18 protein-coding genes are annotated in these 18,746 nt (G+C 68.7%); 11 read left to right on the top strand and 7 right to left on the bottom strand.

All coding sequences use genetic code 11. The features are described from left to right. Positions 1 to 37 precede the first annotated feature (37 nt). From CQ393_RS17125 to queD, 4 genes are all read right to left on the bottom strand, one after another. Positions 38 to 412 (bottom strand): TfoX/Sxy family protein, encoded by a 375-nt coding sequence (locus tag CQ393_RS17125; RefSeq protein ID WP_153193391.1) that lies wholly within the window; start codon positions 410 to 412, stop codon positions 38 to 40. After that, positions 409 to 891 carry a GAF domain-containing protein gene (locus tag CQ393_RS17120; protein ID WP_153193389.1) on the bottom strand — a complete coding sequence of 161 codons (483 nt, stop codon included), beginning with the start codon at positions 889 to 891 and terminating at the stop codon, positions 409 to 411. Before CQ393_RS17120 ends, CQ393_RS17125 begins: the two co-directional genes overlap by 4 nt. 335 nt (positions 892 to 1,226) lie before the next feature. Then, entirely contained in the window at positions 1,227 to 1,595 is a 369-nt protein-coding gene (locus tag CQ393_RS17115; RefSeq protein WP_153193387.1) for a phasin family protein, read from the bottom strand. A gap of 91 nt (positions 1,596 to 1,686) precedes the next feature. Beyond that, positions 1,687 to 2,043, bottom strand: coding sequence for a 6-carboxytetrahydropterin synthase QueD (gene queD / locus CQ393_RS17110; RefSeq protein WP_153193385.1), 357 nt, complete (start codon positions 2,041 to 2,043; stop codon positions 1,687 to 1,689). A gap of 372 nt (positions 2,044 to 2,415) precedes the next feature. Between queD and CQ393_RS17105 the strand changes: the two genes are divergently transcribed. The 4 genes from CQ393_RS17105 (at position 2,416) to CQ393_RS17090 (ending at position 8,025) form a co-directional block, all read left to right on the top strand. Beyond that, positions 2,416 to 3,207 carry a DUF4198 domain-containing protein gene (locus tag CQ393_RS17105; protein ID WP_153193383.1) on the top strand — a complete coding sequence of 264 codons (792 nt, stop codon included), beginning with the start codon at positions 2,416 to 2,418 and terminating at the stop codon, positions 3,205 to 3,207. Positions 3,208 to 3,233: 26 nt separating this feature from the next. After that, positions 3,234 to 4,085 (top strand): EF-hand domain-containing protein, encoded by an 852-nt coding sequence (locus CQ393_RS17100; protein ID WP_153193381.1) that lies wholly within the window; start codon positions 3,234 to 3,236, stop codon positions 4,083 to 4,085. Positions 4,086 to 4,100: 15 nt separating this feature from the next. After that, positions 4,101 to 5,573 carry a DUF2271 domain-containing protein gene (locus CQ393_RS17095; RefSeq protein ID WP_153193378.1) on the top strand — a complete coding sequence of 491 codons (1,473 nt, stop codon included), beginning with the start codon at positions 4,101 to 4,103 and terminating at the stop codon, positions 5,571 to 5,573. Between the two features lie 121 nt (positions 5,574 to 5,694). Beyond that, entirely contained in the window at positions 5,695 to 8,025 is a 2,331-nt protein-coding gene (locus CQ393_RS17090) for a TonB-dependent hemoglobin/transferrin/lactoferrin family receptor (RefSeq protein ID WP_153193376.1), read from the top strand. A gap of 249 nt (positions 8,026 to 8,274) precedes the next feature. Here CQ393_RS17090 and CQ393_RS17085 read toward each other — a convergent pair whose 3' ends face one another. Continuing rightward, on the bottom strand, positions 8,275 to 9,687 hold the full coding sequence (locus tag CQ393_RS17085; RefSeq protein WP_153193374.1) for a DEAD/DEAH box helicase: 1,413 nt from the start codon (positions 9,685 to 9,687) through the stop codon (positions 8,275 to 8,277). A 491-nt stretch (positions 9,688 to 10,178) separates the two neighbouring features. Between CQ393_RS17085 and CQ393_RS17080 the strand changes: the two genes are divergently transcribed. Next, positions 10,179 to 11,168: a fumarylacetoacetate hydrolase family protein gene (locus tag CQ393_RS17080; RefSeq protein WP_153193372.1), complete on the top strand. Its 990-nt coding sequence runs from the start codon at positions 10,179 to 10,181 to the stop codon at positions 11,166 to 11,168. Between the two features lie 148 nt (positions 11,169 to 11,316). Beyond that, complete coding sequence (maiA, locus tag CQ393_RS17075; protein WP_153193370.1) at positions 11,317 to 11,973, top strand: maleylacetoacetate isomerase; 657 nt, start codon at positions 11,317 to 11,319, stop codon at positions 11,971 to 11,973. Between the two features lie 170 nt (positions 11,974 to 12,143). On the opposite strand, the gene CQ393_RS17070 is transcribed toward maiA, so the two are convergent. Further along, positions 12,144 to 13,277, bottom strand: coding sequence for a PilT/PilU family type 4a pilus ATPase (locus CQ393_RS17070; protein WP_153193368.1), 1,134 nt, complete (start codon positions 13,275 to 13,277; stop codon positions 12,144 to 12,146). Positions 13,278 to 13,373: 96 nt separating this feature from the next. Here CQ393_RS17070 and CQ393_RS17065 point away from each other — a divergent pair, with 96 nt between their 5' ends. From CQ393_RS17065 to CQ393_RS17045, 5 genes are all read left to right on the top strand, one after another. After that, entirely contained in the window at positions 13,374 to 13,760 is a 387-nt protein-coding gene (locus CQ393_RS17065; protein ID WP_153193366.1) for a DUF4398 domain-containing protein, read from the top strand. Continuing rightward, positions 13,760 to 14,644 (top strand): OmpA family protein, encoded by an 885-nt coding sequence (locus tag CQ393_RS17060; RefSeq protein WP_153193364.1) that lies wholly within the window; start codon positions 13,760 to 13,762, stop codon positions 14,642 to 14,644. Before CQ393_RS17065 ends, CQ393_RS17060 begins: the two co-directional genes overlap by 1 nt. A gap of 389 nt (positions 14,645 to 15,033) precedes the next feature. Then, positions 15,034 to 15,252 carry a YdcH family protein gene (locus CQ393_RS17055; RefSeq protein ID WP_153193362.1) on the top strand — a complete coding sequence of 73 codons (219 nt, stop codon included), beginning with the start codon at positions 15,034 to 15,036 and terminating at the stop codon, positions 15,250 to 15,252. A 184-nt stretch (positions 15,253 to 15,436) separates the two neighbouring features. Continuing rightward, a complete protein-coding gene (locus CQ393_RS17050; protein WP_153193360.1) occupies positions 15,437 to 16,807 on the top strand; it encodes a pyridoxal-phosphate dependent enzyme in 1,371 nt (456 codons plus the stop codon). A 70-nt stretch (positions 16,808 to 16,877) separates the two neighbouring features. Further along, positions 16,878 to 18,065: a cystathionine gamma-synthase gene (locus CQ393_RS17045; protein ID WP_153193358.1), complete on the top strand. Its 1,188-nt coding sequence runs from the start codon at positions 16,878 to 16,880 to the stop codon at positions 18,063 to 18,065. Positions 18,066 to 18,152: 87 nt separating this feature from the next. Here CQ393_RS17045 and CQ393_RS17040 read toward each other — a convergent pair. Next, positions 18,153 to 18,746: hypothetical protein (locus CQ393_RS17040; protein WP_228114646.1), on the bottom strand; the 594-nt coding region annotated here is incomplete at its 5' end.

Here is an 18,746-nt window from a genome sequence, read left to right as displayed (position 1 = left end):
CGCACTGAAGTGCACTCCTGCGCTCGAAGCAAAGGCGTCAATTCCCACCAAAATGGATCTCGGCGACCTCATCGGCGCTGTCGTCGTCGTCGGCTTCGGGCTGCATGCGGGTTTCAAGGACCGGCCCGGCCTGTTGCCCCGCACGGAGGGTGGTCAGTCCACCGGCCGCCGCTTCGTATTCGGCGACCAGCTGCTGGCGGCGTGCCTCGGGCACTTCCTGCCAATGGCAGCCGACCAGCGCGCCCTCCAGCGAGTAGAGCAGGTTGAGGCTGGGCTTGAAGCCGGCACGGCGCACCTTGACGAAGGCGCCGACCGCGCCGACCGCGGCCAGGTCCTCGGCGCTGCGCAGCCCGACCTGGCGCAGCCACGCCGCGCTCTTGGGGCCGATGTTGCGCAGCTTCAGCGCGCTCATGCCAGCGCCTCGACGAACGCCTGGGCGATGGCTTCCAGGCCGGCCTGGTCGTCGGCGTCGAAGCGCGAGGTGACCGGGCTGTCCAGGTCGAACACGCCGACCAGCGCGCCGTCATGGACCAGCGGGACCACCAGCTCCGAACGCGAGGCCGAGTCGCAGGCGATGTGGCCCGGGAAGGCGTCCACGTCCTCCACGCGCTGCGTCTGGCGGGTGCTGGCCGCCGCGCCGCACACGCCCTTGTGCAGCGGAATGCGCACGCAGGCCGGCAGGCCCTGGAACGGGCCGACCACCAGTTCGGTGCCATCGAAGAAGTAGAAACCCACCCAGTTGAGCTGCGGCAGCGCGTGATACACCAGCGCCGCCAGGTTGGCGGCATTGGCGATGCGGTCGGTTTCGCCGTGGACCAGGGCGCGGGCCTGGGCCAGCAACTGGGCGTACTGTTCCGGCTTGCTGCCGGTGAGCGTGGTGGTGCTGAACATGCCCAGAGTCTAACCGCTGCCCGCCCGCGGTTGTTCCGCGTGGGGCTCGCTCCAGCGCGAAGCGCGGCACGGACACCTGTGCCATCTGCCACAGCGGCACCCGCATCCGAAAGAGCGGTTCCTGTTGATCACCCATCGATGGCCTGAAGAGGCGCAGCTATGGTGGGTGACGACAAAAGAATTGTCTGGAGCGATTGCTGACGTCGTTTGTCGATGGCCCGACGGGGCATCGCCATGGGGGCGAGGACAAAAAGAAAGACCCGGCAACGGGAGAGATCGTTGCCGGGTCCGGACAGGGCGCGGGGGAGGGGAGCCGCGCGCTGCGAGAGGGTGGGTCAGCGGGCCTTGGCGCGTGCACGCCTGCCGCTGCCGCTTTCGAACGGTTGCCGCGCCAGTTCGGCCAGCGCCTGCCCGGTCTTCAGGCCCAGGCCGGCGATTTCCTGCCCGGCCGAGGCCAGCCGCTGCAGGTTTTCCTGCGCCACCTGCAGGCCCTTGGGCAGCAGCGATGGCAGGTCGGCCTGCGGGCCCGGTTGCGTCAACTCGCCGAGAAAACCGGCGGTGGCATTGGCATTGCGCTCGAAAGTGCGCAGCTGCACGCCGAACGCGCTTTCCGCGTTCTCCAGGGCCAGCCGGTTGGCGCGATCGGCAAGCGCCGCGAACTGCCGGGTGGGGTCGCTGAAACCGTCGTCGAACCGGGCGGCCATGGCCGTGCTCCGTTGTTTGTTGCGATGCAGCATAGCGCCCGGTGCGGCGGTGCGGAAGCCCGGCGCCCGTGGCTGCCGGGCTTCGTTCAGGTCAGTTGCCGCGGTAGCGGCAGCCGGAGGTGCAGGTCTCGTGCACGGTCACCGCGCTCAGCTGCGGCAGCGCCGGCTTGAGCCGCTCCCAGATCCAGATCGCCAGGCGTTCGCTGGTCGGGTTTTCCAGGCCGGGGATGTCGTTGAGGTAGTGGTGGTCGAGCTGTTCGTAGAGCGGCCGGAAGGCCGCCTTGATGTCGCCGAAGTCCATCACCCAGCCGGACTCGGCGCCAGGTTCGCCGCTCACTTCCAGGCGCACGCGGAACGAATGCCCGTGCAGGCGCGCACACTTGTGGCCGGCGGGGACGTTGGGCAGCCGGTGGGCGGCCTCGAGGGTGAAATCTTTGAAGATGTCCATGCCGCAATTGTAACGGGCGCAAGAAATGCCGGTTCCGCGGCAAGGTCCTTGGCATGACGCCGTGAGACCGGCGCCATCGTCCAGCAAGGCAGCGACTTCGTGCTATCGCCGCCCTAGGGGCGGATCCGGCAATGGCCGCGCGGTGGGGTAAGCCCGCACCGCCGTTGTGCCTGCTGGCGCAGGGGCAGGCTCACTCCGCCAACGCGTTGCCGGAGCGGCGGGTACGTGGGCATCGCCGCAAAGCGGGGCAGCCCGCAAGCACAGGCCCTGCGGCGGCATGCATTTTTGAAATGCATTCCTATTTGCAAATGATTCTCAATAAAATAAGATAGTGAAGCCGGGGTGAACACGCCCCGTTCATCGGAGCCGTTCATGAGAATTCCTTCCCTCGCCCTGCTGCTGGCGCTCGTCGCCGTGCCGGCGGCGGCGCATACGCCCTTCCTGGCGCCCACCAGTTTCGATGTCCGGGAAGGCGGCACCGTCAGCCTGGACGCCGCGTTCGCCGAGGCCTTCTTCGTTCCGGAAGTGGCGTTCGACGACAGCCAGTTCGTGGTGACCGATCCCTCCGGCAGGACCCACCCGGTGGCGACGGTACAGCGCCTGCGCACGCGCACCGTGGTCGAGCACACGCTCGACGCGGGCAAAGGGACCTACCGTTTCAGCACCGGGCCGCGCCTGGGCGCGCTGTTCCGCACTTGGGAACAGAACGGCAAGCGCGAGAGCACCCGCGACCCGGCGGTGAAGATCCCGCAAGGGGCCAAGGTGATTTCCGATTTCCAGTCGCTGACGCTGGCCGAGACCTACGTGACTGCCGGTGCGCCCGACCGTGCCGCGCTGGCGGCGCGCGGCAAGGGGCTGGAATTCGTGCCGGTCACCCATCCGGGCGACCTGTATGTGGGCGAGGACTTCGAGTTCGTCGTGCAGTACGACGGCAAGCCGCTGCCGGCACAGAAGATCGAGGTGACCGAAGCGGTGTGGACGTCCGACCGCAAGCCGGCGGTGGAAACCGTGGAGAGCGATGCCGGCGGCCGCGTGCGGCTGAAGCTGGCGCAGGCCGGCACCTTCCTCGCTCTGGCACGCCACCGCAGCCCCGCGCCGGCCGGCGCGTTGGCGCCGGAGTACAGCAACAGCTACACGCTCGCCTTCCACGTGCTGACGCCGTGAGGCGCGGTTTTTCCCTGGAGACATCCATGTACAAGTTCCTTTCCGCGGCGCCGCTGCTGCTGGTCATTCCGTTCGTTTCCCACGCCCAGGCGCAGCGCCCGGCGGCATCCACGCCGGCGCCGGCGCCGACCGTCGCCGCTTTCCTTGAACAGTTCGACGACGCCGGTACCGGCAGCGTCGCGTGGGACCGGTTCGTCGCGTTCCGCCAGCAGCGCTATGCGCAGACCGACGAGAACGGCGACGGCGTGGTGAACGAGGACGAGTACGTCAACGAATACCTGGCGCGCCTGGATGCACGGCTTGAGAAGGCGCGCGCCGGGCACGTTGCGCAGACCCGCACCCGCTTCGACGCGCTCGATGCCGACAAGGACGGCCAGGTGAGCCGGGCCGAGTTCGATGCGGTCGGCGAACGTACCTGGACCGGCTACCAGAAGCTGCTGGCCGAGGGCGAACCCAGGCGCGCGACGCCGCCGCGCTCCAGCGATCCGCTGCGCATGCCCACCTCGCACAGCCTGGCCGGGATGCTGGAAATCTACGACCGCGATGGCGATGGCCGTATCGACCGTGCCGAGTTCGAGCAGGTGCGCAAGGAGATGTTCGCCGCGGCTGATCGCGCCAGTAAGGGTCGCTTGGACTTCGCAGACTACTTGGGCGAGTTCGAGGACCGCCTGGACCGCCGCGCCGCCAGCGTGCGCGAGGCCGCCGCGCAACAGGCGCGCGTGCGCTTCAAGGCGCTGGACACCGACCGCGACGGACGCATGACCTTCGCCGAGTACCAGGTCTCCGGCAAGCGCCTGTTCGACCGCGCCGACAGCAACGGCGACGGTGTGGTCGATGCGCGCGATCCCGAACCGGCGCCCGCCGCGCCCGCACGCTGATCGCAGCCCACTGCCATGTCCCCCTCCTTTCGCTGGCTGTCCGCGCTTGTCCTTGCACTCGCCTGTGGCGACGTACTGGCCGCGCCGACGCTGCAGCACTACCAGCACGAGCAGGTGCTGGGCACGTCGCTGCGCATGAGTGTTGCTGGCGCCAGCCCGGCCGAGGCCGAGGCGGCGCATGCGGCGGCGCTGGCCGAGATCGGGCGCCTGGAGGCCATGTTCAGTACGTGGCGCGAGGACAGCGAACTGTCGCGGCTGAACCGCGCCGGCGCACCTGTGCCGGTATCGCCCGAACTGCGCCGCCTGCTGGGCATGTGCGAGCACTGGCGCGAGGCCAGCGAAGGCGCTTTCAGCTGCAGGCTCGGCGGTCCGTTGCAGGCGTGGCGCGAAGCGGCCGCGAGCGGCGTCCTGCCGGACCGCGTGCAGCTGCGCCGGCAGGCGCGCGCGCTGGCGCAGCTGCAACCGGAGTTGACCGCGGCGGTGCTGGCACCGCCCTCCGGCCTGCAGTGGCAGGTGGACGGCGTGGCCAAGGGCCATATCCTCGACCTCGCGCTGCAGCGCGCGCGCGAAGCCGCGCCGCAGGCAACAGGGATCGCGCTGGATATCGGCGGCGATGCCGTCTACTGGGGCGAGCCGGCGCCGGGGGAAGGCTGGCGTGTCGGCATCGCCGATCCGCTGGCGACGGCCGACAACGCGCCGTCGCGCGCGATGTTGCAGCTGCGTTCGCAGGCGATCGCCTCCAGCGGCCATCGCAGCCGCGGCTTCAAGCTGGGGCGGCGCCAGTTCAGCCATCTGCTCGACCCGATGGAGGGGTGGCCCGTGGCTTATCCGCCGTCGGCCACCGTGGTGGCGCCGGACGCGGCCACCGCCGACGCGCTGGCCACGGCCTTGAGCGTGATGCCGATCCGCGATGGCCTGGCGTGGGTGGAGCGGCTTCCCGGCGTGGAAGCGCTGGTGGTCAGCGACCGTGGCGTGAGCTTCGCCAGCAGCGGCTGGCATCGCCTGCTGGCCGCAGAAGCCGGCGCGGCAGCACCGCCGGCATGGCCGCGGCCGCTGGTCATCGATTACGAGATTCCCCTCCAGGACGCCGCGCGCTATCGCGCGCCGTACCTGGCGCTGTGGATCGCGCGGCCCGACGGCAGCCCGGTGCGGCAACTGCTGGTGCTGGGCGACCGCTCGCGTTACCTGCAGGAACTGCCGCAATGGTGGCGCCTGTACGGGCGCGACGACGAGGCCGCCGTGCACGGCATCGCCCGGCCGACGCGCCTGCCCGGCCGCTACTCGGTGGCCTGGGACGGGCTCGACGACCAGGGCCGGCCGTGCCCGCCCGGCGAGTACCGCATCGAACTGGAAGCGGCGCGCGAACACGGCGGGCGCCAGCGCCTCGGTCTCGGCGTGCACGCGCCCGACGGGCAGGCGCGGCACCAGCCGCGCGCCGGCGACGAGATCGGCGCGCTGCACGCGCATCGCGGCGACGTCGCGCCCTAGCGCCGGTTACCTACGCAAACGCCCCCCAGCACCGCGCCGGCGACCCCGGCCTCCGCAGCCAGGAACGGCATGCCGCCCACGCGGCAAACCCTTCGACCTTTCCTCCTGTGGAGCTTGACCCATGAAACCCGTTTCTTCCCTGCTGACCCTGGCGATCCTGTCCAGCCTTTCTCAGCTGGCCCACGCCGACGCCGCGCCGGACGCGCGCACCCTGGACACGGTGAAAGTGGAGGCCGCGCGCGAGAAGAATGCGCGCTCGGCCACCCAGAACGTGCGCGTGGTGACGCGCGCCGAACTGGACGACGAGATGGCCGAGAGCATGGAAGATCTCGTGCGCTACATCCCCGGCGTGAGCATCGCCGACATGGGCCGTTTCGGCGACAACGGTTTCAACATCCGCGGCATGGAAGGCGACCGCGTGTCGATGACCATCGACGGCCTGGGCATGGCCGAAGGGCTGGAGACGGCGCGCAGCTACGAATTCTTCCGTGCCGGGCGCGGCGGCGTGGACATCGATACGCTCAAGCAGGTGGAGGTGATCAAGGGCGCCGACGCCATCGCCGCCGGCAGTGGTTCGCTCGGCGGCGGCGTGGTGTTCACCACCAAGGACCCGTCCGATTACCTCAAGGCCAGCGGCAACGACAGCTTCGGCAGCCTCAAGCTCGGCTATACCGGCTACAACGACGAGAAACTCGGCTCGTTCACCGCCGCCAACCGGACCGGCATCGTCGAGTCCATGCTGGTCTATACCAAGCGCAAGGCGCATGAATCCGAAGGCTGGTACGACTCCACCGCGGTCGCCACCGGCAGTGCGCGGCGGTTGCCGGACCCGATCGACCACGACAGCGACAACGTGCTGGCCAAGGTCGATTTCGTGCTGAGTCCAGAGCACCGCCTGGGCGTGGTGTACGAACGTAACCGCGTCGACAACCTCGTGGACAACCTCAGCCGCGTCAGCGCGCCCGGCTACCTGGAGCGCTGGGGCGAGGACAGCAACAGCCGCGACCGCTACGGCCTGCGTTATGTCTGGAGTGCGGGCAATGCGGCGTTCGACACGCTGGAAGCGCAGGCCGACCGGCAGAAGACCGACAGCCGCGGCATCACCCGCGTGATCACCGGCAGCGGCAGTTCCGCCAATCCCGCCACCACCCCGCGCACCACGCCGTGCACGCTGGCCGCTACCTGCGTGCGCGCCGAGGACCGCGTCACCGACCAGGTGCTGGACCGCATCGCGCTGGACCTGGACAAGCGCGCCGGGGCGCATGCGCTGGCCTACGGCGCGTCGTGGCAGAACCGCGAGATCGACTACCGCGCCATCGACTACCGCTGGAACAACGCCGGCGTGCTGGACACCGCCACCGTCGATCCCGGCCAGGTGCCGCGCACCGACGCCGCTTCGTGGAACCTCTACCTGCGCGACCGCATCGACCTGCTCGACGAGCGCCTGCAGCTCAACCTCGGCGCGCGCTACGACCGCCACGACTACACGCCGCACCCGGGGCCGACCTTCATCGACCGGACCGGTACGGTGCGTCCGGTGCGTTTCGCCTCGCCGACCTGGCAGGCCGGGCTGAGCTATCGGTTGGTGCCGGGCCACACGCTGTGGTTCCAGGCAGGGCGCGGCTTCCGCGCGCCGACCACCGGCGAGATGTATGCGCCGACCAGCACCACCGACATCACCGAGGTCGCCACCGGCAGGTTGGTCACCGTTCCCACCAGCGCGGCCAATCCGGACCTTCGCTCGGAGAAGAGCCTGAACCTGGAATTGGGTTGGCGCTGGGAAGGCCTGCGTTCGCGCGTGGGCATCTCGGCCTTCCGCGACCGCTACGACGATTTCATCGAAAGCGTGCGCGTGCTGCGCGATCCGTCCATCGAGTACCGCACCTGCACCGGCACCCGCTGCAGCACCGCGCTCGGCTACAGCTTCACCAGCCAGGCCAATGTCGGCGAAGTCACGGTGAAGGGCGTGGAAGCCGAAGGTCTGTGGCAACTGGGCGATGCATGGCTGCTGCGTGCGGTGTATTCGCACAACCAGGGCGAGCTGCGGGACGGCAGGCCGCTGGACAGCATCAATCCGGATCGCGGCGTGCTCGGCCTGAGCTGGCAGGGCATGGACCAGCGCCTGCGCCTGACCGGCGTGCTGACCCACGCGCTGGCCAAGAAGCGCCAGGACGTGGCCGTGGCCAGCGACGTGTTCGGCCAGGTTGCCGAACCGTTCCTCAGCAACGCCTACAGCGTGTTCGACCTGTTCGGCAGCCTGCGCGTCAACGACCACCTGAAGATCAGCGCCGGCGTCTACAACCTGTTCGACGAGCGCTATTACCAGTGGGCGCGCATCCGCAACGTCACCCGCGGCGATTTCTACCTGTACGGCTACGCCACCGAGGACGGCATCGGCCGCTACAGCGAACCGGGCCGCAACTACCGCGTCAACCTGACCTGGACGTTCTGAGGCCGCGGTCAAACGCCCCTCTCCCCTCGGGAGAGGGGGTGGGGCGAGGGAAGGGCGAAACCCGTGGTGCAGGATCGCAGCCTTTCTTCCGCCTCGCTCCACAACCGCTAGACCGCAAGGAACCGGCCCATCCGTATCGCACCGCCCGGTGCATGAATCCGCTGGCCGACGGACAGTCGCGATCCTCCGTCGCCTAGAACGAAAACGGCCGCATCCGCGGCCGTTTTCGTTCATGCATCAGGCGTCGATTCAGACCGCGCTGTTCGGCTGCGCCGCCTTGCCGCGGCCACGGCCGCCGCCGCGACGGCGACGTGCCGCGCCGGCCGGCTGGCCTTCGCGGCGCTGGCCGTTGCCTTCGCCACGCGGTGCGCCCGACGGCGCGCCCGCGCCGCCACGGCGCTGGCCCGGGTTGGTGTCGCGGTGACCGCCGGGGCGGCCGCCGTTGCCGCGGCGCGGCGGGCGCTCGCCACCCGGCTGCTCGGCCTTGCCCGGGGCGCTGTTGCCCCAGCGGATCGGCGTCTGCGGCTCGAAGCCGGCCACGTCGCGGATGTCCATGTCGCGGTCGAGCAGGCGCACGATCTGGCGCAGGTACTTGGCGTCTTCCTGCGCCACCAGCGAAACCGCCTGGCCGCTGGCGCCGTTGCGGCCGGTACGGCCGATGCGGTGCACGTAGTCCTCGGCCACCATCGGCAGGTCGTAGTTGATGACCTTGGGCAGTTCGTTGATGTCGATGCCGCGCGCGGCGATGTCGGTGGCCACCAGCACGGTCACGCGGCCGGCCTTGAAGTCGCCCAGCGCGCGCAGGCGCTGGCCCTGGCTCTTGTTGCCGTGGATCGCCGCGGTCTTGATGCCGGACTTGTCCAGGAACGTGGCCAGCTTGTCGCTGCCGTGCTTGGTCTTGGCGAACACCAGCGTCTGCTCGCGCGAATCCTGCGCCAGCAGGTGCAGCAGCAGCTCGCGCTTGCGCCCGGTATCGACCGGATGCACGCGGTGGGCGATGGTCTCGGCCACGGTGTTGCGCGGGGTCACCATCACCTCGCGCGGGTTGCGCATGAATTCCAGCGCCAGCTGCTTGATCGGGTCGGCGAAGGTGGCCGAGAACAGCAGGGTCTGGCGGTTCTGCTTGGGCAGCTTGGCCAGGATGCGCTTGATCGAGGGCAGGAAGCCCATGTCGAGCATGCGGTCGGCCTCGTCCAGGATCAGCACCTCGATGCCGGACAGGTCGACGCTGCGGCGCTCCAGGTGGTCGATCAGGCGGCCCGGGCAGGCCACCAGCAGGTCCACGCCACGGCGCAGCACGTCCAGCTGGTTGCCCATGCCGACGCCGCCGTAGATGCAGGTGCTGGGGATGCGCAGGTACTTGCTGTAGCCGCGCAGGCTGTCATGCACCTGGGTGGCCAGTTCGCGGGTGGGGGTGAGGATCAGCGCGCGCGGCCGGCGCGGGCCGCTGCGCACTTCCTGCGCCGCGGTGGCCAGGTGTTGCAGCAGCGGCAGGCCGAACGCGGCGGTCTTGCCGGTACCGGTCTGCGCGCCGGCCAGCAGGTCGTGGCCTTCCAGGACCAGCGGGATGGCCTGCTGCTGGATCGGGGTGGGGGTTTCGTAGCCCTGCTCGGCGAGCGCGCGCAGCAGGAAGGGCGCAAGGCCCAGATTTTCAAACGACATGGGAACTCCAGAAAGAAACGCGCCGGCCCGGATGGGCAAGCGGTGCTGGTCGATTCGACCGGCTGACTCGGAGCGTTCCCGTAAACCGCGCTGCGAGAATGTGGGCGCGACCAGCGCGGAGCGCTGGCCGGAATGCGTGACGAAAGGCGTCGGAGTAGGGGCGGGCGGGCGGACGCGGCGGGCCGGTGGTCCTGCACCGCCGGCGGTCCCTCAAGGGAAACGGACGGCCGCTGGCAGACCGCGATAGTCTAAGGGATGTTCGGGAGCGGTACAAAAACCCCCGTTCAGGTATGGTCGGGGCATGGCACTCCCGGTGTGTCCCGGCAGGGGGCCGTTGCCAACCGCTTCTGCGCCACACGCCGGCCGGGTTGGCGCCTGTTGTCGTATTGCACGCACGCCTGTCGGCCCGGCCTTCCTCCTGCGGCGCTGGTCGCGGCGGGACTATTCGTTACAATCGAAACTTATTTTCCGACCCTGAACTGGACGCTCCGATGAAGCTTGGTTCCCTGAAGGAAGGTGGCCGCGACGGCACCCTGATCGTGGTTTCGCGCGACCTGACCCGCGCCGTGCGTGCCACCGGCATCGCCGCCACCCTGCAGCAGGCGCTGGAGGACTGGTCCAACGTCGCGCCGCGGTTGAACGCGCTGTCCGAGTCGCTCAACCACGGCGACGCCGACGGCGTGTTCGACCTGGACATGCAGGCGCTGGCCGCGCCGCTGCCGCGCGCCTACGAATTCGTCGACGGCAGCGCCTACCTGCCGCACGTGGCGCGCGTGCGCAAGGCGCGCGGCGCCGAGGTGCCGGAGACCTTCTACACCGATCCGCTGATGTACCAGGCCACCAGCGCCGGCTTCTATGGCCCGCGCGATGCGGTCAAGGTGGTCAGCGAGGACTACGGCATCGACCTGGAAGCGGAGATCGTGGTCGTCACCGACGACGTGCCGATGGCGGCGACGCCCGAGCAGGCCGCCGGCCACATCCAGCTGGTCGGCCTGGTCAACGACGTCAGCCTGCGCAACCTGATCCCGGCCGAACTGGCCAAGGGCTTCGGCTTCCTGCAGTCCAAGCCGCGCTCGGCGCTGAGCCCGGTGTTCGTCACCCCCGACGAGCTGGGCGAGGCCTGGCAGGGCAGCAAGGTGCACCTGCCGCTGGTGACCCACATCAACGGCGAGTGGTTCGGCGCGCCGGAAGCCGGCGTGGACATGCAGTTCGACTTCGCCCAGCTGGTGGCGCACGCGGCCAAGACCCGTCCGCTGTCGGCCGGCGCCATCGTCGGCTCGGGCACCATCGCCAACGAGGACACCACGCTGGGCGCTTCGTGCTTCGCCGAGCGCCGCACCGTGGAAACGCTGCGCGACGGCAAGCCGTCCACGCCGTTCATGAGCTTCGGCGACGTGGTGCGGATCGAGATGTTCGACCGCGCGGGCAACAGCATCTTCGGCGCCATCGAACAGCGCATCGAGCAGGCCGCGCGGCCCTGAGGGCAGCACGCGCATCCGCCGGTCCGCGGGCATGCGCGCGCGGGCCGGCGCGCAGGCATTCCCGGCCGGCGGCGCGATGGACCGACCGGCGGTGCGGGCCTTCCCGTCGTCGGCAGGTATGGTGGGCCGCAGGCAACAGGAAACGCACATGCACCCGGCATTGACGCTCTACAGCTACTGGCGCTCCAGCGCCGCCTACCGCGTACGCATCGGCCTGAACCTGAAGGGGCTGGACTACGCCATCGCGCCGGTGCACCTGGTGCGCGACGGTGGCCAGCAGCATGCGCCGGCATATGCCGCGCTCAACCCGCAGGAGCTGGTGCCGACGCTGCGCGATGGCGAGCGCGTGCTGACCCAGTCGCTGGCGATCCTCGAATACCTGGAAGAAACCCATCCGCAGCCGGCCCTGCTGCCGGCCGGGGCCGCCGACCGCGCGCGGGTGCGCGCGCTGGCGCAGCTGGTGGCCTGCGACATCCACCCGCTCAACAACCTGCGCGTGCTACAGTTCTTCGACCAGGAATGGAACGTGCCGCAGGCCGAGCGCGACGAATGGATCCTGCACTGGATGCGCACCGGCTTTTCCGCGATGGAGACGGCGCTGGCGGATTCGGCGCAGACCGGCCGCTTCTGCCACGGCGCCGCGCCGGGGCTGGCCGACTGCTGCCTGGTGCCGCAGCTGTACAACGCGCGCCGCTTCCACCTGGACCTGGGCGCCTTCCCGACCCTGCAGCGGATCGAAGCCGCCTGCCTGGCGCTGCCGGCGTTCGATGCCGCGCGGCCGGAGAACCAGCCGGATGCGGCTTGAGGGCAGGGAGCGGGGAAACGGGAAGCGGGAATGACGGTTTAGCGGTGCGCGGGTTTTCCCTGGGCCGGAGGTTTCCCGGGTGAAGCGTAAAGCAGGGTCTGCGTCGCCTGCACCTGCCAGCTGCCAGCATCAACCTTCATTCCCTGCTCCCGCTTCCCCGTTCCCGGCTTTCAGAACCCGTGCGTGATCGCCGCCGGTGCCGCCGGCGCGGAGAAGTCCGCGTAGGGGTCGTGCTCGCCGCTGGCGCCCTCGGACAGGCGGAACTTGAGCGCCAGGCCGTCGCGCGAATCGGCCGCGCGCAGCGCCTCTTCCTGTTCGATCAGCCCGTCCTTGGCCAGCCGGAACAGGCACTGGTCGAAGCTGTGCATGCCTTCCTCCAGCGACTGCTCCATCGCCTGCTTGATCTCGTGCACCTGCCCGCGGCGCAGCAGGTCGCGGATCATCGGCGTGTTGATCAGGACTTCGGTGGCCGGGCGGCGGCGGCCGTCGGTGCCCTTGACCAGGCGCTGGCTGATCACCGCGCGCAGGTTCAGCGACAGGTTCATCAGCACGTTGCGGTGCGCGCTCTCGGGGAAGAAGTTGAGGATGCGCTCGATGGTCTGGTCGGCGTTGTTGGAGTGCAGCGTGGCCAGGCACAGGTGGCCGGTCTCGGCGAAGGCGATGGCCGCCTCCATGGTCTCGGCGTCGAGGATCTCGCCGATCAGGATCACGTCCGGCGCCTCGCGCATCGCGTTCTTCAGCGCGTTGTGGAAGGCGTGCGTATCCAGGCCGACCTCGCGCTGGTTGACGATGGACTGCTTGTGCCGGTGCAGGAACTCGATCGGGTCCTCGATGGTGAGGATGTGCCCGGTGGTGGTGGCGTTGCGGTGGTCGATCATCGACGCCAGCGAGGTGGACTTGCCCGAGCCGGTGGAGCCGACCACCAGCACCAGCCCGCGCGGGGTCATGATCACGTCCTTGAGCACGTCCGGCAGTTTCAGCTCCTCGATCGAGGGGATCCGGTTCTTGATCGCGCGGATCACCATGCCCACCTCGCCGCGCTGCTTGAACACGTTCACGCGGAAACGGCCCACGTCGGCCAGGGCGATGGCCATGTTCAGCTCCAGGTCGCGCTCGAACTGCGGCACCTGGCCCTCGTCCATCAGCGAGTAGGCGATCTTCTTGACCATGCCCGGCGGCAGGCCGGTATTGCCCAGGGGATAGAGCTTGCCCTCGATCTTGATATGGACAGGCGCTCCCGTGGTCAGGAACATGTCCGAAGCGTTCTTTTCGGTCATCAGCTTCAGGAAATAGCCGATATCCATGGATGCGATTCCCCGGGCAATGGCCGCCCGCCGTTGCAAGCACGCGGCGGCCTTGACGACAATGGCCGTGCTCAACCTTCCGCGACGGCTCCCCTAATGAAACCTAGCTTCGCACACTTACGACGTCTCCTGTATGTGACCGCGTGCGCATCTGCGCTCTGCGCCAGCGCGATGGCGCAGGATCCGGCCGCGGCCGACCTGCTCGCCGCGCAACAGGCGGTGGAACGCGCCGACCGCGCCGATGCCGACCAGTACGCACCGGACACCATGGCCCTGGCACGGCAGCAACTGGAACAGGCCCAGCGCGCCGCCGGCGACCGCCGCGAGCGCAAGCAGGCGCCCTTGCTGGCGCAGCGCGCGGCGGTCGACGCCGACCTGGCCCGCGCGCAGAGCGAGGAGGCGGTGGCGCAGGCCACGCTCGCCCAGCGCAAGGCCGAGGTGGAACGACTGCAACGCCAACTGGCGACCGGGGAGGCGCACTGATGGGTATCCGTACTCTGCTCGTGGCCGGCCTGCTGGCCGTGCCGATGCTGGCCGTGGCCGCCACCGAAGACCCGGCGGTGGCGATGTTGAACCAGCGCCTGATCGCGCTGCAGGCCGACATGCGCACCGCCGACCTGGCGGCGCTCGAACGGCTGCAGGCGCAGCAGGCGATCGCCGTGCTGGCCAAGGCCAAGCGCAAGGAGCTGGACCAGGCGCGCTACCTGGCCGAGCGCCGGGTGACGATCGCCGAGACCAGCGCCCGCGCCGAGGCGGCGCGGCGCGAAGTCGACCAGCTGGAACGCACCCGCGGCGAACTGCTGGTCGAGGCGAGCCGCCGCGAGGCCGCCCGCGCGCGCCAGGAGGCCGAGCGCCTGCGCGTGCAGGCGCAGATCCAGGCCGAGGAGGCCGAACGCCTGCGCCAGGCGGCCGAGGCCGAGATCCTGGCCCGGCAGGATGCCGAGGCCGCGCTGACCAGCGTGGCCGGCAAGCAGGCCGCCCGGGTGAGCTCCGCCCAGCAGAATGCGGCCAAGCTGGCGCGCGAGGAGGCCGAGCTGGTGTCGGGCCAGAAACTGCCTGCGTCGAAGTTCGAGGCGCGCGGGGAGGTGTTCACGCTTGCCGGGGATGCCTTCGCCGCGGGTCAGACAACGCCGTCCAGCGCTGCGCGCGACCAGCTCAAGGCCCTGTCGGAATACCTGAACATCGGCAGGAAGGGCCGGGTGATCGTCGAGGGCTACGACAGCGCCAACGGTGTCGGCCAGCGCCGCGCCCAGGCGCTGAAGGACGCGCTGGTGGCGGGCGGCGTCGCCGCCAACCGGATCCAGGTCGCCGGCAAGAAGGCCGCCGCCACGCGCGCGCGTTCGGCCGAGGTGATCGTCGCACCCTGATCCGCGGCAGTGCCACGACGCCCATGGAGTGGGCCATCGGCCCCCTCCGGCACTACCCGTTGTGTTTCCCCGGCCGGTGCCCTGCGATGCCGCATGCGGCTGCCTGGAAGGCGGAACGTGCGGCGGTTCCTGAACCTTTTCAGTCTCCTCAAATGCCCTTGCCGGAACCTTTTTTCAGGCGTAGGGTCAATCGTCCGGGCGACATTTTCGTCGTCCGGACAGCGGAGGACCGGGCCAGTGCAACCGTGGCGCGAACCAGCACCAGACAGCTTCCGGGCAATGGACCGGAAGAAGGCTAGGGTTCGGCCGTGCCCCGCCCGGATCTCCATCCCAGAACGCCCCGTGCCGCAAGGCCGGGGCGTTCGTGTTTCCGCACGTAGGAGGTAGTCATGTTCGAAGGGCAGCCGCAGAACGAGATCGACGCGTTGATCAAGGCCAACCCGGAGTTCAAGCAGCTCTATCAGCATCACCAGAAGCTGAACAAGAAGTGCATGGATGCCGAACTGGGCGTACTCCCCATCGACGATCTGACCCTGGGGCAGATGAAACGCGAAAAGCTGCTGGCCAAACAGAAGCTTCTGCGGATCTATGAAGACCGGCTCAACTGAACCTTCCCCACGCTGAGTCTTTCCGTCGCGGGCAATGGCGGCCTCCTCGTCGGCCGTCATTGCCCGCGTCACTTGGGCAACGGCGGCCGGCAATGGCGCAGGAACCCACCGCCGCCTGACTTTCGGCCATATCCATCGGATAATCGGACTCCGGCCGCCGCGCGGCGCGATCCCAAGCACATCGATGGCAATCCATTCCTCCGTACTCGAACTCATCGGGCGCACGCCGATCGTCAAGGCCCAGCGCCTGGATACCGGCGTCTGCGAGCTGTACCTCAAGCTCGAGAGCGCCAACCCGGGCGGGTCCATCAAGGACCGCATCGGCCTGTCGATGATCGAGGCGGCGGAAAAGCGCGGCGAGCTCAAGGCCGGCGCGACGCTGGTGGAAGGCACCGCCGGCAACACCGGCCTGGGCCTGGCGCTGGTCGCCCAGCAGAAGGGCTACAAGCTGATCCTGGTGGTCCCGGACAAGATGAGCCGAGAGAAGATCTTCAACCTCAAGGCGATGGGTGCCGAGGTGGTGCTCACCCGCTCGGACGTGGCCAAGGGCCATCCCGAGTACTACCAGGACCTGGCCGCCAAGATCGCCGCCGACACCCCGGGGGCCTACTTCATCAACCAGTTCGGCAACCCGGACAACCCGGCCGCGCACGAATTGGGCACCGGCCCCGAGATCCTCGAACAGATGGGCGGCGAACTGGACGCCATCGTCTTCGGCTGCGGCAGTTCCGGCACCATGACCGGCCTGTCGCGCGCCTTCGCCAGGCTCTCGCCGAAGACCGAGCTGGTGCTGGCCGACCCGGTCGGTTCGATCCTGGCCGAGTACATCAACGACGGCACGCTCAACGAGAAGTCCGGCACCTGGCTGGTGGAAGGCATCGGCGAGGACTTCCTGCCGTCGATCTCCGATTTCAGCCGGGTGAAGAAGGCCTACGCCGTCAGCGACGCGGAGAGCTTCCACACCGCGCGCGAACTGCTGGCCAAGGAAGGCATCCTCGGCGGCTCTTCCACCGGCACGCTGCTGGCCGCCGCGCTGAAGTACTGCCGCGAACAGACCGAGCCGAAGAAAGTGCTGGTGCTGGTGCCCGATACCGGCAACAAGTACCTGTCGAAGATGTACAACGACTACTGGATGCTGGACAACGGCTTCCTCGAGCGGCCGCAGTACGGCGACCTGCGCGACCTGATCCTGCGCCCGTACAGCCAGCGCGACACCGTGGTGGTCGGCCCGAACGACCTGCTGACCACCGCCTACCAGCGCATGAAGCTGTACGACGTGTCGCAGCTGCCTGTGATGGACGACAGCCGCCTGGTCGGCATCATCGACGAGAGCGACGTGCTGCTGCATGTCTACGGCGACGAGGCGCGCTTCCGCGACCCGGTGGCCATCGCCATGGTGAGCAAGCTCGACCGCCTGGACGTCAAGTCGCCGATCGAGGCGCTGCTGCCGGTGTTCGACCGCGGCCAGGTCGCCATCGTCATGGACGGCGCCGATTTCCTCGGCCTGATCACCCGCATCGACCTGCTGAACTACCTGCGGCGGCGGGTGCAGTGAACGCTGCCAGCCGGAACGGCCGGTTCAGGTCGGAGCGGTAGAATTTCATTCCTTTGAGCCGGAAAGCACCATGACGGATCAGCATCCACGCGGCCAGGAAGGCGAGCGCAGCTTGTCGCTCGCCACGCTGGCCATCCACGGCGGCCAGTCGCCCGACCCGAGCACCGGCGCGGTGATGCCGCCGATCTACGCGACCTCGACCTATGCGCAGTCCAGCCCGGGCGTGCACCAGGGCTTCGAGTATTCGCGCACCCATAATCCGACCCGGTTCGCCTACGAGCGCTGCGTGGCCGCGCTGGAAGGCGGCAGCCGCGGCTATGCGTTCGCCTCGGGCATGGCCGCGACCTCGACCGTGATCGAGCTGCTCGATGCCGGCAGCCACGTGGTGGCGATGGACGACATCTACGGCGGCAGCTTCCGCCTGTTCGAGCGCGTGCGCCGCCGTACCGCCGGGCTGGATTTCAGCTTCGCCGACCTGACCGATCCGGCCGCGTTCGAGGCGGCGATCACGCCGCAGACGAAGATGGTGTGGATCGAAACGCCCACCAACCCGATGCTGAAGATCGTGGACATCGCCGCGGTCGCGGCCATCGCCCGGCGCCATGGCCTGATCGTGGTGGTGGACAACACCTTCGCCTCGCCGATGCTGCAGCGTCCGCTGCAGCTGGGCGCGGACATCGTCGTGCACTCGGCCACCAAGTACCTCAACGGCCATTCGGACATGGTCGGCGGCATGGCCGTCGTCGGCGACAACGCCGAGCTGGGCGAACAGATGGCCTTCCTGCAGAACTCGGTGGGCGGCGTGCAGGGGCCGTTCGACAGCTTCCTGGCACTGCGCGGGCTGAAGACGCTGCCGCTGCGCATGAAGGCCCACTGCGCCAACGCGCTGGAGCTGGCGCAGTGGCTGCAGTCCCATCCCGCCATCGAGAAGGTGATCTATCCGGGGCTGGATTCGCACCCGCAGCATGCGCTCGCATCCCGGCAGATGAGCGGCTACGGCGGCATCGTCTCCATCGTGCTCAAGGGCGGGTTCGAAGCCGCCAGGCGCTTCTGCGAACGCACCGAGCTGTTCACCCTGGCCGAGTCTCTGGGCGGCGTGGAAAGCCTGGTCAACCATCCTGCGGTGATGACCCATGCCTCGATTCCGCCGGTCCGCCGCGAACAGCTCGGCATCAGCGATGCGCTGGTGCGCTTGAGCGTGGGCGTGGAGGAGGTTGGGGATCTGCGTCGGGATCTGGAAATGGCTTTGGCGCCCTAACCGGTCGACCAGCTTGAATCGGATAGAAAGAAAGGGCCTTGCGGCCCTTTCTCTTTTATGGGTTCCGACAACTGCAGGCCGTACGTCTCAGTGCTGGACTTCCGACATCGCCTTGCAGTCGATCTTCACGGTCTGCTTGCTGGCCTCGGCCAGAGTTTCCCAATAGAACGGACAAGCCAGCAGATTCTCGGGAGTCGAACTCTTCGAGGAGGTGACGTTGATGGTCACCTGTACTTCACCAAAGGTAAAACCGAGGCGGGACTTGTCGATGACGTCGTCCTGGAACGTCAGCGATCCAGCACCGTCAATGAGCTGCTTGTTCTCGCCCAGCTTGATCGTACCCGAGGCATCGGCAAGCTTCTGCGCCTGTTCGGAGGCGCGGGGATCGCCGGAATAGGCTGCCACGACCATCACTTTCTCGGACTTGGACTTGAGGGCGGCTTCAGCGGCTGGCGTCAGCGTGACCTGCACGTTCACCGGTGCGATGGTGGCGGCCGGCGCCTGCTTTTCTATTTCTTGGCGGGTGTTCGCCTTGGCGGCCTGGGAAGTCGCGGCGTCTGCGGCGGGCTCCGTTTCCTCGCGGCGGGCGCAGCCGCTGACGGCTAGGAAGGCGAGGAAGCTGGTGATGAGGAGGTTCTTGTTCATGGCATGGTGGCCGGTGATCAGTGGGTGGGCGGAAGG

This window comes from Stenotrophomonas sp. MYb238 (genome assembly GCF_009496535.1).
In the GTDB taxonomy this organism is placed as follows: Bacteria; Pseudomonadota; Gammaproteobacteria; order Xanthomonadales; family Xanthomonadaceae; genus Stenotrophomonas.
Note: the sequence above shows the minus strand (reverse complement) of the source record. Positions and strands in the feature narration are given on the sequence as shown.

Bases quoted from the DNA above. Each gene is read 5' to 3' on its own strand.
- CQ393_RS17055 (WP_153193362.1), top strand. From the start codon at position 15,034: ATGTTCGAAGGGCAGCCGCAGAACGAGATCGACGCGTTGATCAAGGCC.
- CQ393_RS17045 (WP_153193358.1), top strand. From the start codon at position 16,878: ATGACGGATCAGCATCCACGCGGCCAGGAAGGCGAGCGCAGCTTGTCG.
- CQ393_RS17125 (WP_153193391.1), bottom strand. From the start codon at position 412: ATGAGCGCGCTGAAGCTGCGCAACATCGGCCCCAAGAGCGCGGCGTGG.
- CQ393_RS17105 (WP_153193383.1), top strand. From the start codon at position 2,416: ATGAGAATTCCTTCCCTCGCCCTGCTGCTGGCGCTCGTCGCCGTGCCG.
- CQ393_RS17100 (WP_153193381.1), top strand. From the start codon at position 3,234: ATGTACAAGTTCCTTTCCGCGGCGCCGCTGCTGCTGGTCATTCCGTTC.
- CQ393_RS17070 (WP_153193368.1), bottom strand. From the start codon at position 13,277: ATGGATATCGGCTATTTCCTGAAGCTGATGACCGAAAAGAACGCTTCG.
- CQ393_RS17065 (WP_153193366.1), top strand. From the start codon at position 13,374: ATGAAACCTAGCTTCGCACACTTACGACGTCTCCTGTATGTGACCGCG.
- CQ393_RS17080 (WP_153193372.1), top strand. From the start codon at position 10,179: ATGAAGCTTGGTTCCCTGAAGGAAGGTGGCCGCGACGGCACCCTGATC.
- CQ393_RS17120 (WP_153193389.1), bottom strand. From the start codon at position 891: ATGTTCAGCACCACCACGCTCACCGGCAGCAAGCCGGAACAGTACGCC.
- CQ393_RS17085 (WP_153193374.1), bottom strand. From the start codon at position 9,687: ATGTCGTTTGAAAATCTGGGCCTTGCGCCCTTCCTGCTGCGCGCGCTC.
- CQ393_RS17060 (WP_153193364.1), top strand. From the start codon at position 13,760: ATGGGTATCCGTACTCTGCTCGTGGCCGGCCTGCTGGCCGTGCCGATG.
- CQ393_RS17115 (WP_153193387.1), bottom strand. From the start codon at position 1,595: ATGGCCGCCCGGTTCGACGACGGTTTCAGCGACCCCACCCGGCAGTTC.
- CQ393_RS17095 (WP_153193378.1), top strand. From the start codon at position 4,101: ATGTCCCCCTCCTTTCGCTGGCTGTCCGCGCTTGTCCTTGCACTCGCC.
- CQ393_RS17090 (WP_153193376.1), top strand. From the start codon at position 5,695: ATGAAACCCGTTTCTTCCCTGCTGACCCTGGCGATCCTGTCCAGCCTT.
- queD (WP_153193385.1), bottom strand. From the start codon at position 2,043: ATGGACATCTTCAAAGATTTCACCCTCGAGGCCGCCCACCGGCTGCCC.
- CQ393_RS17050 (WP_153193360.1), top strand. From the start codon at position 15,437: ATGGCAATCCATTCCTCCGTACTCGAACTCATCGGGCGCACGCCGATC.
- maiA (WP_153193370.1), top strand. From the start codon at position 11,317: ATGCACCCGGCATTGACGCTCTACAGCTACTGGCGCTCCAGCGCCGCC.